Source organism: Bradyrhizobium sp. USDA 4473 (assembly GCF_054063335.1).
The window spans coordinates 6,580,656-6,596,631 of sequence record NZ_JBSSGE010000001.1; the positions used below are offsets into that span (position 1 = coordinate 6,580,656).

The following is a 15,976-nucleotide window of genomic DNA, read 5'->3' on the forward strand; positions in this document are numbered from 1 at the left end:
GTGGAGGCACATCGGCGATTGCGATCATGCATCACGCGATATGGCTCACCTATCGCTTTGCGATCGGCTTTGCATGTTGCGTATCCTCCCTTGGAACGCATTGTGACAACGTGCCAACATGCATAGATTGCGAATGCGCGGCGCCGATCACGGCGCGGCAGGCAGGGAACTGGTTTCAGCACTTTGGTTGAAGGCCCGGGTTGAATGAACGTCTCAACGCAAGCGCATCCTGACACGCTGTTTCGGCCGATGACCGATCCGTTCGGCCGGACCATCCGTTACCTGCGCGTCTCCGTCACCGACCGCTGCGACCTGCGCTGCTTCTACTGCATGTCGGAAGACATGACCTTCCTGCCGAAGGCCGATCTGCTGACGCTGGAAGAGCTCGACCGGCTCTGCTCGGCCTTCGTCGCCAAGGGCGTGCGCAAGATCCGCCTCACCGGCGGCGAGCCGCTGGTCCGCCGCAACGTGATGGGCCTGGTGCGCTCGCTGTCGCGGCATCTGACCACCGGCGCGCTCGACGAACTGACGCTGACCACCAACGGCTCGCAGCTCGCCCGCTTCGCCGGGGAATTGGCCGATTGCGGCGTACGCCGCGTCAACGTCTCGCTCGACACGCTGGACGGCGCAAAATTCCGGGCCATCACTCGCTGGGGCGACATCGACAAGGTGCTGGCGGGCATCGAGGCGGCGCGGTCGGCCGGGCTCGCGGTCAAGATCAACGCCGTCGCGCTGAAGAACATGAACGAGGACGAGATCCCGGCGCTGATGGAATGGGCGCATGGCAAGGGCATGGGCCTGACCCTGATCGAGGTGATGCCGATGGGCGACATCGGCGAAGGCCGGATCGATCAGTACGTGCCGCTGTCGCTGCTGCGCGCGCGGCTCGAGAAGCACTACACGCTGACCGACCTCGCCGACGACACCGGCGGCCCTGCCCGCTATGTCGCCGTCGCCGAGACCGGCGGCAAGCTCGGCTTCATCACCCCGATGACCCACAATTTCTGCGAGTCCTGCAACCGGGTGCGGATCACCTGCACCGGCACGCTGCACACCTGTCTCGGCCATGAAGACGCCTCCGACCTGCGCCGGCCGCTGCGCGCCTCCGCCGACAACGACCTGCTCGCGGCGGCGATCGACCGCGCCATCGGGCTGAAGCCGAAGGGGCACGATTTCATCATCGACCGCCGCCACAACCGCCCGAGCGTCAGCCGCCACATGAGCGTCACCGGCGGCTAGCATCCATCCGTAGCTTTCCGGATGCCCTTGCCGCTCCCGTTTTACCAAGGCGGGACAACGGTTTGCCGCGCCGTCAATTTGCCCATTTTCCGATTGACGGCGTTCCGCGGCGCTGATTTGGTGCCTCAGCTTTCACGCCAGTCTGGCCGGATAGGCCGTTGCCCTCCCGTCGGCTCCCGCCGACGATCCGGCAGCCAAGAACGGCGGAAGCGGATTTCGGGGGAGGATGAACGTTTGCAACTGCTCCTGAAAGTGAGCCGTGGCTCCGTGCGCCTGTGCGCGGCGGCCAGATGATGCTTGAAATATTCGGCGCGCCGATGGCGCGGCCACGGAGATCTTGATGCGCCCATTGTTGGCACTCAGTCAGGCCATCGACCGACTGAACGAGAAGATCGGCTATGTCTGCAATCTGCTCGTGCTGATCGCCTGCCTGGTCAGCGCCGGCAACGCCATGATCCGCTACGCGTTCAGCTATTCCTCGAACGGCTGGCTCGAGGCGCAGTGGTACATGTTCGCGATCCTCGTGATGTTCGGCGCCTCCTACACCTTCAAGCGCAACGAGCACGTCCGCGTCGAGATCCTCTATCTGATGCTGTCCGAACGCGGCCAGCTCTGGCTCGACCTGATCGGCACGCTGTGCTTCCTGATCCCGTCCTGCCTGCTGCTCGCCTATTTGTCCTGGCCGTTCTTCTACCAGGCCTATGCGGTCGGCGAGATGAGCGGTAATGCCGGCGGCCTGCTGCGCTGGCCGATCAAGTTCGTTATCCCGTCCGGCTTCGTGATGCTTGCGTTGCAAGGCGTCTCAGAGGTGATCAAGCGGATCGCCGCGCTGCAGGGCTATGTGACCATCGACGCGAAGTATGAGAGGCCGACGCAATGATCACGCTGGAGATGATGCCGCCTCTGATGTTCGGCGGCCTGATCATTGCGATGCTGATCGGCTATCCGGTGGCGTTCACGCTCGCCGCGGTCGGCCTGTCGTTCGGGTTCCTCTCGATCTATCTCGGCTTCTTCGACCTCAACTTCCTGCAGGCGATCCCGGGCCGCATCTTCGGCAGCGTGCTGTCCAACGAGCTCCTGCTCGCGATCCCGTTCTTCACCTTCATGGGCGCGATACTGGAGCGATGCGGGCTCGCCGAGGACATGCTGGATTCGATGGGCCAGCTGTTCGGCCCGATCCGCGGCGGCCTCGGCTATTCCGTGATCATCGTCGGCTTCATCCTCGGCGCCATCACCGGCACGGTGGCGGCACAGGTGATCGCGATGGCGCTGATCTCGATGCCGGTGATGATCCGCTACGGCTACAACATCCGCTACATCACGGGCGTGCTCGCCGCCTCCGGCACCATCACGCAACTCGTCCCGCCCTCTCTCGTCCTGATCGTGCTCGCCGACCAGCTCGGCAAGTCGGTCGGCGACATGTATCTCGGCGCCTGGGGCCCGTCGGTGTTCCAGATCCTGCTGTTCGCCGGCTACACCTTCCTGCTCGGCATCTTCAAGCCGAGCCATGTGCCTGCGGTGCCGATCGAAGCGCGCACGCTGACCGGCTGGGCGCTGTGGAAGAAGTGCCTGCTCGGCATCATCCCGTCCGCGGTGCTGATCTTCGTCGTGCTCGGCACCATGATGATGGGCCTTGCGACCCCGACCGAAGCCGGCGCCATGGGCGCGGTCGGCGCCATCGTGCTCGCCGCCATCCACCACAAGGATTTCAGCGCAACCGGCCGCAAGGTGCTCATCGTCGGCGTGATCGCCGGCGGCATCGGCACCATCATCGCGATGCTCTACACCGAGAACCTGATCTTCAAGCTCGCCTTCGCGATCACCTATGCCGCGGTGGTCTGGATCTGCCTCGAGGCCGTCAAGATCCCGGACCTGCGCGACCTGATCAAGCAGGGCTACGAGACCACCATGCGCATCACCTGCATGGTCACCTTCATCCTGATCGGCTCGACCTGCTTCTCGGTGGTGTTCCTCGGCGTGTCCGGCGGCACCTGGCTCGAGCACCATCTGACCTCGCTGCCCGGCGGCGTCTGGGGCTTCCTCATCTTCATCAACCTGTTCATCTTCTTCCTGGCATTCTTCCTCGACTTCTTCGAGATCGCCTTCATCATCCTGCCGATGATCGCGCCGATCGCACAGAAGGTGCTGGCGCCGGTGGTCGGTCCCGACGCGGCGCTGATCTGGTTCGGCGTGATGCTCTGCGTCAACATGCAGACCTCGTTCCTGCACCCGCCGTTCGGCTTCGCGCTGTTCTATCTGCGCGGCGTGGCGCCGAAGGAAGTGAAGAGCTCCGACATCTACTGGGGCGCCATGCCCTGGATCGGGCTGCAAGCGATCATGGTGGCGCTGGTGATCGCCTTCCCGGTCGTCGTCACCGGACTGCTCGACAAGCCGCTCGACGTCGACCTCAACAAGGTCAAGATCGAGGTGCCGCAGATCGAGCTGCCGCCGCTCGATTTCGGGCAACCGAAGCAATAGCCGACGTCAGCTGCTTCGGCGTGCCCTGCGGGAGCGGGGCACGCCGGAACCGTTGACGGCGGCGTCGAGTCCTGTGAAGGGGATAGGGATCGTCCTCCAACTCACAGACCGCCGCTCATGCCCCAACCGCATCCCGCCCGCTCGTTCATCCGCCCGCTCGTCGCCTCCTTCAGCATGGTGTTTGCCGCTGCAGTAGCCCATGCGGAGCCGGCAGCCGACCTTCGCGCGCTGGCGCAGCAGGAGCAGCAACCGCTGCTCGACACCCTGCGCGACCTCGTGCAGATCGAATCCGGCAGCAAGGACATCGAAGGCCTCAACCAGATCGCGGCGCGCATCGCCGGCCAGCTCAAGCAGCTCGGCGGCAGCGTGGACATCCTGCAAACCACCGACATCTATCGCCTGGACGATACGCCGGAGACAATCGGCCCCGCCGTGCAGGCCGTGTTCAAGGGCACCGGCAGCGCCAAGATCATGCTGATCGCGCATATGGACACGGTGTATCTCAAGGGCATGCTGAAGGACCAACCGTTCCGCGTCGATGGCGACAAGGCCTACGGCCTCGGCATCGCCGACGACAAGCAGGGCATCGCCACCATCCTCCACAGCGTGGCACTGTTGCAGAAGCTCAACTTCAAGGACTACGGCACGCTGACGGTGCTGATCAACGGCGACGAGGAGATCTCTTCGCCGGGCTGGCGCTCAACCATCACCCGCCTTGCCGCCGAGCAGGATGCCGTGTTCTCGTTCGAAGGCAGCGACGCCAGCGGCACGCTCCGCCTCGCCACCAGCGGCATCGGCTCGGCCTATCTCACGGTGCACGGCAAGTCGTCGCATGCAGGCGCACGGCCGGAAGGTGGCGTGAATGCGCTGTATGAGCTGTCGCACCAGGTGCTGCAGATGAAGGACCTGTCGAAACCCGAGCAGGGCCTGAAGCTGAACTGGACGGTGTCCAAATCCGGCACCAACCGCAACGTGATCCCGGCCGAGGCCTCGGCGCAGGCCGATGCGCGCGCGCTCAAGGTGTCCGACTTCGACGCGCTCGAGAAAGCTCTGCACGACAAGATCGAGAACCGTCTGCTGCCCGACTCCAAGGTCGAGGTGAAGTTCGAGGTGCGCCGCCCGCCGCTGGAGGCCACCGACGCCTCGCGCCGCGTCGCCGGCCACGGCAAGACGATCTACCAGGAACTGGGCCTGCCGCTGAACGTGGCCGAGAGGGCGACCGGCGGCGGCACCGACGCCGCCTTTGCCGCGCTCAAGGCCAGGGGCGCCGTGGTCGAAGGCATGGGCCTCTCCGGCTTCGGCGCGCACTCCAACGATGCCGAATACGTGCAGCTCAACAGCATCGTGCCGCGGCTCTATCTGACGACGCGCATGATCATGGATCTGTCGAACGGCAAGGTGAAATAAGCCGGCAGGCCCGCAGCACGGGATCGCGAGGCGTTCACGCGGACGCCGGCTGTGCCTTGGCGAGGCGGAAGCTCAGCGTGAACTGGGCGCCGCCGGACGCCAGGTTCTCCACCTTGACCGTCGCGTCGTGATCGTCGATCACGCCGCGCACGATCGAGAGCCCGAGCCCGGCGCCATCGGTGCGCTGGCGCTGGCGGTCGCCGCGCCAGAAGCGCTGGAAGATCAGGCCCTGCTCGGCGGGCGCAATCCCCGGCCCGCAGTCGCGCACCTGCACCGAACCGTCCGCGTGCACCTCGACATCGACCGAGGTCTGGTCGGCGGTGTACTTGATGGCGTTCTCCGCCAGATTGAAGATCGCGCGTTGCAGCATCTCGGCATTGCCCCTGACCTGCACCGGACCGTCGGCGCCGCGCAGCGCGATGTCCTTGTGCTGCGCCAGCGCGTAAGGCGCGATCGAGCCGACCACCTCGGCACAGACCGCACGCAGGTCCGCGGTCTCGCCGGGATCCAGTACCAGCGTATCGAGCTCGGCGATCTCCAGGAGCTGGCTGACGATGCGGCTCATGCTTTCGATGTCGGCATGCAGCTCCTTGGTGCCCTTTGCCACATCCAGCGTCTCGATCCGGGTCGTCAGGATCGCGAGCGGCGTGCGAAGCTGATGGGCGGCATCGGCCGTGAACTGGCGCTGCGCGTGAAAGCCCTCCTCCAGACGGTCGAAGGCCTGGTTGACGGCGGTCACCAGCGGCAGGATCTCGCTTGGAATCCCTTCGGTCGGAAGCCGGATATCGGTTCTGGCAGGTCCGATGCTCCTGGCCTCCTCGGAGGCCCGCAGCAGCGGCACGACCGCGCGGCGGAAGATCAGGATGTCGGTCGCAAGCAGGATCAACAGGATCGGGATGGTGATCCAGCCGACCCGACGGAAGAAGTTGGAGACGATGTCGTCGATGATGACGTCGCGATGCGACAGGTCCTCGGCAACCTGGATGCGCAACGTCTGGCCGCCGAGCAGCTTGGTGACGCTGGCACCGGAAATCCGGTCAGGCGCAGCCGGCAGCCGTGGCGGCCCGCGATGCGACGAAAACAGCAGATGATCGTCCGCATCGTAGATGTCGTAGCGGTAACGGCCATAGGCGTCGGAATAGAGCCCTCGCAGGCTGTCGGGCAAATTGAGCTGCACCTTGCCGTCCGAGTCGACCGCGAGGTTCTGGCCGAGATCGGCGGCCTGATCGCGCATCGCCTCGCGATGCAGATGGTTGATCTCCGAATTCAAGAGCCACAGCAGCAGCAGCGGCAGAAAGATCGCAGCGACCGCGACCGCCACGATATGCAGGAAAACGATCCGCGAAGTCAGCGACTTGAAGCGGAACACCGCTATTTCTCCTCCGCCATCAGATAGCCGACGCCGCGAATGGTGTGGATGATGACCTTGGCCTGGTGCTCGGCGAGCAGCTTGCGCAGGCGCGACACGTAGACCTCGACCGCGTTCGAGGCGACCTCGCCCGACAGGCCGAAGATGTGATCCTCGACGTTTTTCTTCGGCACCACCCGCCCCTGCCGCCGCAACAGGATCTCCAGCACCGACGTCTCGCGCGCCGAGAACACGTGCGGCGCGCCGTCGACGAACACCTGCCTGCTCTCGGTATCGTAGATCAGATTGGCGAGCTTGAGCGAGGAGCCGAGCAGCTGGCCGGGCCGGCGCAGGATGGCTTCGAGCCGCGCCACCAGCTCTTCCAGCGCGAACGGCTTCGCCAGATAGTCGTCGGCGCCGCTGCGCAGGCCGTTGACGCGGTCCTGCAATCCGTTGCGCGCGGTCAGCACCAGCACCGGCAGTGGATCATTCCTGCGGCGCAGCTCCGACAGCACCGACAGGCCATCGCCGTCTGGCAGGCTGAGATCGAGGATCATGGCGGCATAACTGACGCTGCGCAGCGCATCGCGCGCCTCGGCAACGCTGTTGACGATATCGGACTCATATCCCGCCGCCATCAACCCGCTGGCAAGTAGTCTCGAGAGTTCGACATTGTCCTCGACGATCAGAAGGCGCATCGCAGCAATCCTGTCTTCATTCCATCGCTCTTCTGTTTGCACACCCTGTCGCGATACGCCAGCGACGCAACAAACTCTGCAACAGACTACGCGTTGGGCAAGTGCGATATGCAAACGACACGGTTTTGAGCACAACGCCCGGAGTGGCGCTCATAGCGCTATGTTTTGGCTATCTGGGGCCGCTCCGATCCCCACGCAAAATAGATAAACCCGCACGCACCGCAATCAAAATTCGAGGTCCGGACCGGCGATTGAACACGGCGAATGTAAGGCTGGCGTCAGCTAGCCCTGATAACAGTTTCCCTGTTCTCTCCGAGAGATCGACGATGGCCCACGATGCGGCAAGACCTCGTCTCTCGCGCGAGATTTCAAGCAGAATTGGCCAGGCGGGCGATGTCATTTCGAATGAAGTATATGGGCTTTGCGGCGATGCCGATGCTGGCGCTGGTGATCGCCGGCGCCTGGTTCGTGACGCGCACCGACGGCGTCGTGAGCGCAAAGGCGGCGCAGGAGACGGCGCCGCAGGACGTCAATGTCGAGCAGCAATATGTCGCGTTGAACGACAAGCAGGCGGCCTCCGTGAAGATCATGGCCGCCGAGCAGCGCTCGTTCCGGACACTGAAGAACACGGTCGGCTCGATCGACTTCAACCAGAACATGCTGGTGCAGGCCTTCACTCCGAATCCCGGCAGGATCGTTGACACGCCGCTCAACGTCGGCGACGAGGTCGCGAAGGGCGACAGGCTGTTCACGATCGACAGCCCCGATCTGCTGCAGGCGGAGTCGTCGCTGCTCGCCGCGGCCGGCGTGCTCGAATTGCAGACCAGGACGCTGGCGCGGGTCAAGCAGCTGTTGAAGACCGGCGGCGGAGCGCAGAAGGACGTCGACCAGGCGACATCCGATCAGCAGACCGCCGAAGGCAACTACAAGGCCGGGCGCGACGCGGTGCGCATCTTCGGCAAGACCGACGCCGAGATCGACCGCATCGTCGCCGACCGCAAGGTCGATTCGATCCTGGTGGTGCCGAGCCCGATCTCCGGCCGGATCATCGCCCGCAATGCCGCGCCGGGTCTCTACGTGCAGCCCGGCAATGCGCCGGCGCCCTACTCGCTGGCCGACATCTCGACGATGTGGATGGTCGCCAACGTGATCGAGACCGATGCCCCGGCCTACCGCATCGGCCAACCGGTCGAAGTGCGGGTGCCCGCCTACCCGAACGAGGTGTTTCGCGGCCGCGTGTCGACGCTCGGCCTCAACATCGATCCGAATTCGCACCGTCAGCTGGTGCGTTCGGTGATCGACGATCCCCAGCACAAGCTGCGCGCCGGCATGCTGGCGAGCTTCACCATCGAGACCGAACCGCCGAAACTGTCGGTCAGCGTTCCCCTCGACGCCATCGTGCGCGAGGGCGACGGAACGATGACGGTTTGGGTCACGACCGACGGCCGCAAGTTCGACCGCCGCACGGTGACGACAGGCATGGAGCAGGACGGCTGGCGGCAGATCCTCTCAGGTCTCGGAGCCGGCGAGAAGGTCGCCTCCACCGGCGCGATCTTCCTCAGCAACAAGTTCGCCAACGCGGCCACCGGCTAGCCCGTGCCAACCGCGCTCCGGTCCGCTCAAGAGTAAGTGCAGTACCTTGATCAAGAGCCTCCTTCAATTCGGTCTGACCCGAAGCGCCGTCATCGTGCTCGGCCTCGCCGTGTTCTGCGCCGCCGGCTTCGCCGCTTTCACCAAGCTGAACATCGAGGCCTATCCGAATCCGGCGCCCGTCATCCTCGAGATCACGGCACAAGCCGCCGGCCTCTCCGCCGAGGAAATGGAGAAGTACTATACGATCCCGATGGAGGTCGGGCTGTACTCGACGCCGGGCGTGGTCAACATCCGCTCGACCTCGTTCTACGGCCTGTCGTTCGTCCGGGTCACCTTCAGATACGGCGTCGACTATTATTTCGCGCTCTCGCAGGCCACCAACAACCTGACGCAGAACGTCCAGCTTCCCGGCAACCAGATCCCGCAAATCCAGCAATCCAGCCTGGTCGGCGAGATCTACCGCTACCAGCTGGTCGGTCCGCCGAATTTCGGGCTGACCAATCTCAGGACCTTACAGGACTATGTCGTCGCCCGCCGGCTGATGACGCTTCCCGGCGTGGCGCAGATCAACTCCTGGGGCGGCACCACCAAGCAGTTCAACGTCGACGCCGATCTGGCCAGGCTCGAAGCCTACAACATCACCGTGCCGCAGCTGATCAGCGCGCTCGGCAACGCCAACATCAATGTCGGCGGCCGCGAGATCGCGATCGGCCAGCAATCCGTCAACATCCGCGGCATCGGCCTGATCAATTCCGGCGGCGATGACGACGTCACCAAGGGCTACCGGGTCGCGGACATCGAGAACGTCGTCCTGACGCAATCCAACGGCCTGCCGATCCAGATCAAGGACGTCGCCAAGGTGTCGGTCGGCTATGTGCCGCGGCTCGGCATCGCCGGAAAGGACAAGGACGACGACGTCGCCGCGGCGATCGTCGTGATGGGACGCACGCAGCACACCAACGACATCGTGCCGAAGGTCGAGGAGGAAGTCGCCAAGATCAACAGCGACGGCACCCTGCCGCCCGGCGTCAAGGTGGTCCCCTATTACGATCGCACCTCGCTGGTCAGCGTGACGACCCATACGGTGCTGCACAATCTGATGTTCGGCTGCCTGCTGGTGTTCGTGATCCAGTGGGTCTTCCTCGGCGACCTCAGAAGCGCGCTGATCGTCAGCGCCAACATCCCGTTCGCGCTGTTCTTCGCCATCATCATCCTGGTGCTGCAGGGCGAGGATGCCAATCTGCTGTCGCTCGGCGCCGTCGACTTCGGCATCATCGTCGATTCCGCCGTCATCATGATGGAGAACATCTTCCGCAACTTCCAGTCCAGTCCGGAGAACCGGCTGCGCGTGCTGCAGAACCTCGCCGAGGGCTACTGGGGCGACGATCCCACGACGCGCAACGGCCGGCCCACGCCGGGCTGGACCGAGCGGCTGCGCATGATCTTCGTCAGCGCATTGCAGGTCGACAAGGCGGTGTTCTTCACCGCGGCCATCACGGTCACCGCGTTCGTGCCGCTGTTCACCATGCAGGGCGTCGAAGGCCAGATCTTCGGGCCGATGGCGCGCACCTACGGCTACGCGCTCGCGGGCGCGCTGCTGGCGACATTCACGGTGACGCCGGTGCTGGCCTCGCTGTTGCTACCGAAGCACATCGAGGAGACCGAAACGGTCATCGTGCGCGCGCTGCGCAGGGCCTACACTCCCGTGCTGCGCTGGTCGCTGACCCATCTGAGGGTCGCGGTCGCAGCCGGCATCATCTTCCTCGCGATCAGCGGCCTTGCCGCGAGCCGGCTCGGCAGCGAATTCCTGCCGGCGCTCGAGGAAGGCAATTTCTGGATCCGCGCTTCGATGCCATCGACGATGTCGCTCGAGGCCGGCACCGAACCGACCCGGAAGATGCGCGAGATCCTGCTGCGCCACCCCGAGATCATCACGGTGGTGTCGCAGCACGGCCGTCCCGACAATGGCAGCGACGCCTCGGCCTTCTCCAATGTCGAGCTGTTCGCGCCGATCAAGCCGTTCGACCAATGGCCGCCCGGGCTGACCAAGGAGAAGCTGACCGAGGAGTTGCAGAAGGAGTTCGACGACGAACTGCCCGGCGTCACCTTCAACTTCTCGCAATATATCCAGGACAACGTCGAAGAGGCCCTGTCGGGCGTCAAGGGCGCGAACTCGGTCAAGATCATCGGCCCGAACCTCGCCGTGCTCGAGCAGCTCGCGGCCAAGGCCGCGGAGGAGATGGCCAAGATCCGCGGCGTCGCCGATCTCGGCATCTTCCATCTGGTCGGGCAACCCAACCTCAACATCAAGGTGAACCGCGAGAAGGCCGCGCGCTACGGCCTCAACTCCGGCGACGTCACCACCGTGGTGCAGGCCGCGCTCGGCGGCACCAGCGCGACGACGGTGCTCGAGGGCGACCGGCAGTTCGGCGTGGTGGTGCGGCTCGATCCGAAATTCCGCCAGAGCATCGACGAGGTGCGCGAGATCAAGGTCGCCTACCAGACGCCGTCCGGCACCAACGCCTATATCCCGTTGAGCGAGCTCGCCGACATCTCGCTCGATACCGGCGCCTCGTTCATCTATCGCGAGCGGAGCCAGCGCTATATCCCGATCAAGTTCAGCGTGCGCGGCCGCGATCTCGGCAGCACGGTGGCGGAGGCGCAGACCCGCGTCGCCGAGGCCGTGCAGCTTCCGACCGGCTACCGGATGATCTGGTCCGGCGAATTCGACAACCTCGAAGCCGCCAAGGCGCGGCTGATGATCGTGGTGCCGGTGACGCTGCTCTTGATCTTCGTGCTGCTCTACAGCCTGTTCAACTCGCTGCGCGACAGCCTGCTGGCGCTGGCCGGCATCCCCTTCGCGGTCGGCGGCGGCCTGATCGCGCTGTACCTTGCAGGGCTCGATTTCTCGATCTCGGCCGCGATCGGCTTCATCTCGCTGTTCGGCGTCGCGGTCATGGACGGCATCCTCAACATCACCTATTTCCGCGAATTGCGGGCCTCGGGCATGAACATCGCGGAGGCCGTGTTCAACGGCGCCGAGCAGCGCATGCGACCGATGCTGATGACCGCGCTGTCCGCCGGCGTCGGCCTGTTTCCGGCCGCGCTGTCGCACGGCATCGGCAGCCAGGTGCAACGGCCGCTCGCGACCGTGGTGGTCGGCGGCATGTTCATCGGCCCGCTGCTGCTCCTGATCGTGGCGCCTGCCCTGCGCAAGATCTTCCTGTCGCGGGCGAGAGAAGACGTGCCGAGCGAAGACGGCGCGCCCGAAGCACCGCCCGGTGCGGCACATGAGGGGGGCAGCTGATGTCCGGAACCGCCGCAAGGATCGTTGCCGCACTGGCGCGGAGCACGAGCCGCGCGCTGCGTCCGGCGCTCGGCGCGGGCGCCGCCGGGCTGTTGCTGGCGAGCTGCGCCGTCGGCCCGAATTTCACGCCGCCGCCGGCCCCCGACGTCGATCGCTACACCCCGGAGAAGCTCGCTTCCCCCAGCGCGAATGCCGGGGGCCCCAGCGTGCCGAAGCAGCATTTCGTCAGCGGAGAGGATGTCTCGCTGCGCTGGTGGGCGGCCTTTCGCTCGAAGCCGCTCGACGAGTTGATCAAGATGTCGGTCGAGCACAATCCGTCGCTGCAAGCGGCCGAAGCGTCGATCAAGATCGCGCAATACAACGCGCTGGCGCAGCGCGGGCTGTTCTTCCCGCAGGTCGGCGCAAACTACACGCCCTCCCAGCAGCAGATTTCCGGCGCGTCGCCGTCCGGCCCGGGTGGCCAGTCGCCTTCGGTGTTCTCGCTTCACACCGCGCAACTGAACGTCAGTTTCGTGCCGGACATCTGGGGCCAGAATATTCGCCAGGTCGAGAGCCTCGACGCGCTCTCCGAGCAGCAATTATTCCAGCTGGAGGCGGCCTACCTCGCGCTGACCGCCAATGTCGTCACCGCGGCGATCCAGGAGGCATCGCTTCGCGGCCAGATCGCCGCGATCCAGCGCGTCGTGAAGATCGAACGCGGCATCCTGGACATCGTGAAGAACCAGTTCAACGCGGGCGGCGCCGCCCAGGTCGACGTGCTGGCGCAGGAGGCCGCGCTGGCCCAGTCCGAGCAATTGCTGCCGCCGCTGGAAAAGCAGCTCGCGGTTCAGCGCGATTTGCTGACCTCGCTGGCCGGGCAATTCTCCGCCGACGAAATCCTGCAAAAGTTCACGCTCGACCGCCTGGCGCTGCCGGCAAACCTGCCGGTGAGCGTGCCGAGCAAGATGATACGCCAGCGTCCGGACGTCAGGGCCGCGGAGGCGCAGCTGCATTCGGCCAACGCCCTGGTCGGCGTCTCGATCGCGGCGCGGCTGCCCAACCTCACGATCACGGGAAATACCGGCGTCGCCGGCTTCAGCCTGGCCGAGCTATTCACGCCCGGCACCAGCTTCTACGTGATCGCGGCGAGCGCGACCCAGCCGCTGTTCGACGGCCTGACGCTTTACCACAAGCAGAAGGCCGCCGAGGCGGCGGTGGACCAGGCGGACGCGCTCTATCGCCAGGCCGTCGTCACCGCGATGCAGAACGTCGCCGACGCCTTGCGCAGCCTGCAGGCCGACTCGCGTGCGCTGCAAGCCGCGGTCAAGGCCGAGCTCGCCGCGAAGGCCAGCCTCGACATCATCCAGAAGCAGCTCTCGCTTGGGCAGGTCAGTCAGGTGGTCGTGCTCAATGCCCAGCAGGTCTATCTGACGGCTGCCGTGGTCCGCGTTCAGGCCCAGGCGACGCGCCTCTCGGACAGCGCGGCCCTGTTCATGGCGCTTGGCGGCGGCTGGCCGACAAACTGCGCATCCGACGACTGGCGCAAATGCGTCATGGAGGACGTGCCCGCTCCCGCTCCGCAGCAGGTCAGCGAAAACACGCCCCCTGCCCGCTGACATCCGCCGCACAGAGTTACATCAGGAGGAGCCGACCCATGAAAAATCTGCTCGCCCCAGCGGCAATCCTGGTTGCGATCTGGGCCGGAGCCGCGGCCGCGCAGAGCGCGGTCGGCGGTCCGAAAAAGCCAAGCAATCTGGGCGGCCCCACCGTGCAGAAGAACCCGGTGGTCCGCACAACACCGAGTGCCGTACCAACGCCCCCTGCATCGCCGCCAAAGCAACCGCGAAAGAAATAGCGGCACGCTTTCGCAATTGAGCCGGCTCCCGAGATTCACCGATGGGCTCGATGAGACACATATGAAAAACACAACGCGTCTGTTTGTCGTCGCCGCGGCTGCCATGATGGCATCGGACGTCTGCGCGGCACCTGTCGACGTCACAAGGCTGCCGTCACAACGTCTTGCAAACGTCGTTCAGGTCCGGCTCGCCTGTGACCAGAACTGCCATTGCTGGCGGACGCTCTATCGGGAGCGAAGCCATCGCCGGACAATCGACGAGCGCCAGGATCCGAATTATTGCCCGGGCGGCGGGCACTATAACGGCCATTACCGCACCGGGCCGGGCACCGGATTGAGCTTCGATAGCCGGCTTCCCGTGCGCTCATTGCCGTTTCCGTTCTGATCGACGAGGTCGCGCGAATGCCGCCACAAGATGCTGCGGACGAGCTCCCGGCGACGGCTGCCTACCAGATGACGACCGCGCAGATCAGTGCCAACGGCACGGCGGCGCCGCCGATCACGACCCAGCGGCGCATGTCAGCCGGATCTCTGGAATATCTGAAGATCTGCACGGCCACGAAGAGGCAGACCGCGGCACCGAGGATGATGCGAAACAGATCGGAGGGGGTGTCGTAGGCCGACCAAATGGTTTCGTTCTGCGGGCTCGCGACGCGAGCCGTGATCACCACCACGAGGGTCAGAAACAGCGTCCGCAGGATAAGACCGAGGAAACGCATATGGCGCCCTGATTCACACTGCCGCGGCAACGATAGCACGAATCCGGCCCAAAAAGCATTCATTTGGCTACACTCTCGCCAACTCCAAACAAAAATCCCGGAGCCATGCCCCGGGATTCCTGCTCACGTTGAAGGCAGCGTCGTCAGGCCTGGGAGTGCCGCGCCATGAAATTGTCGTAGCCGACTTCGGCGACCTGGAACCACTGATAGCCGTTGTTGGAGAACGACGTCAGGGAGTCATAGACCTTCTTGAAGTTGGCGTTGCTCGCCGCCACCTCGTTGTGCAGCTCCTTGGCCGCTTTGAAGGAGGCCTCCATCACCGGTGCCGGAAACGGACGCAGCTTGGTGCCGCTGGCGAGCAGCTTCTTCAGCGCGAGCGGATTGGCCTGATCGTAACGCGCCATCATCCAGTTGTTGGCGAGATGGCCGGCCTGCTCGAGCACATTGCGATAGTATTTCGGCAGCGCGTTCCACTTGTCGAGATTGATCATCGCCACCAGCATCGGGCCGCCTTCCCACCAGCCGGGGAAGTAGTAGTTCGGCGCGACCTTGTAGAGACCGAGCTTCTCGTCGTCATAGGGGCCGACCCATTCCGCCGCGTCGATCGTGCCCTTCTCGAGCGCCGGATAGATGTCGCCGCCGGCAAGCTGCTGCGGCACGCAGCCGAGCTTCTGCATCACGCGCCCGGCAAAGCCGCCGATCCGGAATTTCAGGCCGTTGAGATCGTCGACGCTGTTGATCTCCTTGCGGAACCAGCCGCCCATCTGGCAGCCGGTGTTGCCGGCCAGCAGCGAGGTGACGTTGTAGCTCTTGTAGAACTCGTTCAGCAACTCCTTGCCGCCGCCGAGAATGTACCAGGCCTGGTTCAACCGCATGTTCGGCCCGAACGGCACCGAGGAGCCGAAGGTGAAGGTCGGATCCTTGCCGAAGTAATAATACGGCGCGGTGTGGCCCATCTCGACCGTGCCGTTCTGCACCGCATCGAGCACCTGGAGGCCGGGCACGATCTCGCCGGCGGCAAAGGTCTGGATCTGGAATTTGTTGTCGGTGGCCTCGCCGACGGCCTTGGCCATCAGCTCGGCGCCGCCGTGCAGCGTGTCGAGCGTCTTCGGCCAGCTGGTGGTCAGGCGCCATTTCAGCTCCGGCATCGACTGCGCGATCGCCGGCGCTGCGACGGTCGCGGCGCCGGCGACGCCCAGTCCCGTCACCTTGATGAAATCCCTGCGCTTCATTTTTGAATCCTGCCCTGTGTGATTGTGTTGTCCGAGCGTCGACTGCTTTGCATCGTCGCGCCGCTTTTCTTTGCCGTCGTGACCGGTCACCGATCACGCGCCGCCTTCGTGCCGAGGCTTG

At 64.8% G+C, this 15,976-nt stretch carries 13 protein-coding genes; 9 read left to right on the forward strand and 4 right to left on the reverse strand.

The window, feature by feature from the left end:
* The first annotated feature begins 204 nt into the window (after window positions 1-204).
* From moaA to ACVW17_RS31260, 4 genes are all read left to right on the forward strand, one after another.
* Window positions 205-1,239 carry a GTP 3',8-cyclase MoaA gene (gene moaA, locus ACVW17_RS31245; RefSeq protein WP_456755444.1) on the forward strand — a complete coding sequence of 345 codons (1,035 nt, stop codon included), beginning with the start codon at window positions 205-207 and terminating at the stop codon, window positions 1,237-1,239.
* A gap of 340 nt (window positions 1,240-1,579) precedes the next feature.
* Entirely contained in the window at window positions 1,580-2,119 is a 540-nt protein-coding gene (locus ACVW17_RS31250; protein WP_456755445.1) for a TRAP transporter small permease subunit, read from the forward strand.
* Window positions 2,116-3,717, forward strand: coding sequence for a TRAP transporter large permease (locus tag ACVW17_RS31255; RefSeq protein WP_456755446.1), 1,602 nt, complete (start codon window positions 2,116-2,118; stop codon window positions 3,715-3,717). The genes ACVW17_RS31250 and ACVW17_RS31255 overlap by 4 nt, the downstream gene beginning before the upstream one ends.
* Before the next feature lie 117 nt (window positions 3,718-3,834).
* On the forward strand, window positions 3,835-5,124 hold the full coding sequence (locus ACVW17_RS31260) for a M20/M25/M40 family metallo-hydrolase (RefSeq protein ID WP_456755447.1): 1,290 nt from the start codon (window positions 3,835-3,837) through the stop codon (window positions 5,122-5,124).
* 34 nt (window positions 5,125-5,158) lie between these two features.
* Here the strand turns inward: ACVW17_RS31260 and ACVW17_RS31265 are convergent, their stop codons facing one another.
* Entirely contained in the window at window positions 5,159-6,493 is a 1,335-nt protein-coding gene (locus tag ACVW17_RS31265) for a sensor histidine kinase (protein WP_456755448.1), read from the reverse strand.
* A gap of 2 nt (window positions 6,494-6,495) precedes the next feature.
* Entirely contained in the window at window positions 6,496-7,170 is a 675-nt protein-coding gene (locus ACVW17_RS31270) for a response regulator transcription factor (RefSeq protein ID WP_456755449.1), read from the reverse strand.
* A gap of 405 nt (window positions 7,171-7,575) precedes the next feature.
* On the opposite strand from ACVW17_RS31270, the gene ACVW17_RS31275 reads away from it, so the two are divergent.
* The 5 genes from ACVW17_RS31275 to ACVW17_RS31295 all read left to right on the forward strand — a co-directional run bounded on the left by ACVW17_RS31275 (window position 7,576) and on the right by ACVW17_RS31295 (window position 14,289).
* Window positions 7,576-8,763, forward strand: a complete 1,188-nt coding sequence (locus ACVW17_RS31275) for an efflux RND transporter periplasmic adaptor subunit (protein ID WP_456798244.1) — start codon at window positions 7,576-7,578, stop codon at window positions 8,761-8,763.
* Between the two features lie 46 nt (window positions 8,764-8,809).
* On the forward strand, window positions 8,810-12,070 hold the full coding sequence (locus ACVW17_RS31280) for an efflux RND transporter permease subunit (protein ID WP_456755451.1): 3,261 nt from the start codon (window positions 8,810-8,812) through the stop codon (window positions 12,068-12,070).
* Window positions 12,070-13,665, forward strand: a complete 1,596-nt coding sequence (locus ACVW17_RS31285) for an efflux transporter outer membrane subunit (protein ID WP_456755452.1) — start codon at window positions 12,070-12,072, stop codon at window positions 13,663-13,665. The genes ACVW17_RS31280 and ACVW17_RS31285 overlap by 1 nt, the downstream gene beginning before the upstream one ends.
* 38 nt (window positions 13,666-13,703) lie before the next feature.
* Window positions 13,704-13,904: a hypothetical protein gene (locus tag ACVW17_RS31290; RefSeq protein WP_456755453.1), complete on the forward strand. Its 201-nt coding sequence runs from the start codon at window positions 13,704-13,706 to the stop codon at window positions 13,902-13,904.
* Window positions 13,905-13,965: 61 nt separating this feature from the next.
* Window positions 13,966-14,289: a hypothetical protein gene (locus tag ACVW17_RS31295; RefSeq protein ID WP_456755454.1), complete on the forward strand. Its 324-nt coding sequence runs from the start codon at window positions 13,966-13,968 to the stop codon at window positions 14,287-14,289.
* 61 nt (window positions 14,290-14,350) lie between these two features.
* On the opposite strand, the gene ACVW17_RS31300 is transcribed toward ACVW17_RS31295, so the two are convergent.
* A complete protein-coding gene (locus ACVW17_RS31300) occupies window positions 14,351-14,623 on the reverse strand; it encodes a hypothetical protein (RefSeq protein ID WP_456755455.1) in 273 nt (90 codons plus the stop codon).
* 143 nt (window positions 14,624-14,766) lie between these two features.
* Entirely contained in the window at window positions 14,767-15,855 is a 1,089-nt protein-coding gene (locus tag ACVW17_RS31305) for a TRAP transporter substrate-binding protein (protein ID WP_456755456.1), read from the reverse strand.
* Window positions 15,856-15,976 lie beyond the last annotated feature (121 nt).

Coding starts and splice junctions, on each gene's coding strand:
- moaA (WP_456755444.1), top strand. CDS start 205: ATGAACGTCTCAACGCAAGCGCATCCTGACACGCTGTTTCGGCCGATG.
- ACVW17_RS31250 (WP_456755445.1), top strand. CDS start 1,580: ATGCGCCCATTGTTGGCACTCAGTCAGGCCATCGACCGACTGAACGAG.
- ACVW17_RS31255 (WP_456755446.1), top strand. CDS start 2,116: ATGATCACGCTGGAGATGATGCCGCCTCTGATGTTCGGCGGCCTGATC.
- ACVW17_RS31260 (WP_456755447.1), top strand. CDS start 3,835: ATGCCCCAACCGCATCCCGCCCGCTCGTTCATCCGCCCGCTCGTCGCC.
- ACVW17_RS31270 (WP_456755449.1), bottom strand. CDS start 7,170: ATGCGCCTTCTGATCGTCGAGGACAATGTCGAACTCTCGAGACTACTT.
- ACVW17_RS31275 (WP_456798244.1), top strand. CDS start 7,576: ATGAAGTATATGGGCTTTGCGGCGATGCCGATGCTGGCGCTGGTGATC.
- ACVW17_RS31285 (WP_456755452.1), top strand. CDS start 12,070: ATGTCCGGAACCGCCGCAAGGATCGTTGCCGCACTGGCGCGGAGCACG.
- ACVW17_RS31290 (WP_456755453.1), top strand. CDS start 13,704: ATGAAAAATCTGCTCGCCCCAGCGGCAATCCTGGTTGCGATCTGGGCC.
- ACVW17_RS31295 (WP_456755454.1), top strand. CDS start 13,966: ATGAAAAACACAACGCGTCTGTTTGTCGTCGCCGCGGCTGCCATGATG.
- ACVW17_RS31300 (WP_456755455.1), bottom strand. CDS start 14,623: ATGCGTTTCCTCGGTCTTATCCTGCGGACGCTGTTTCTGACCCTCGTG.
- ACVW17_RS31305 (WP_456755456.1), bottom strand. CDS start 15,855: ATGAAGCGCAGGGATTTCATCAAGGTGACGGGACTGGGCGTCGCCGGC.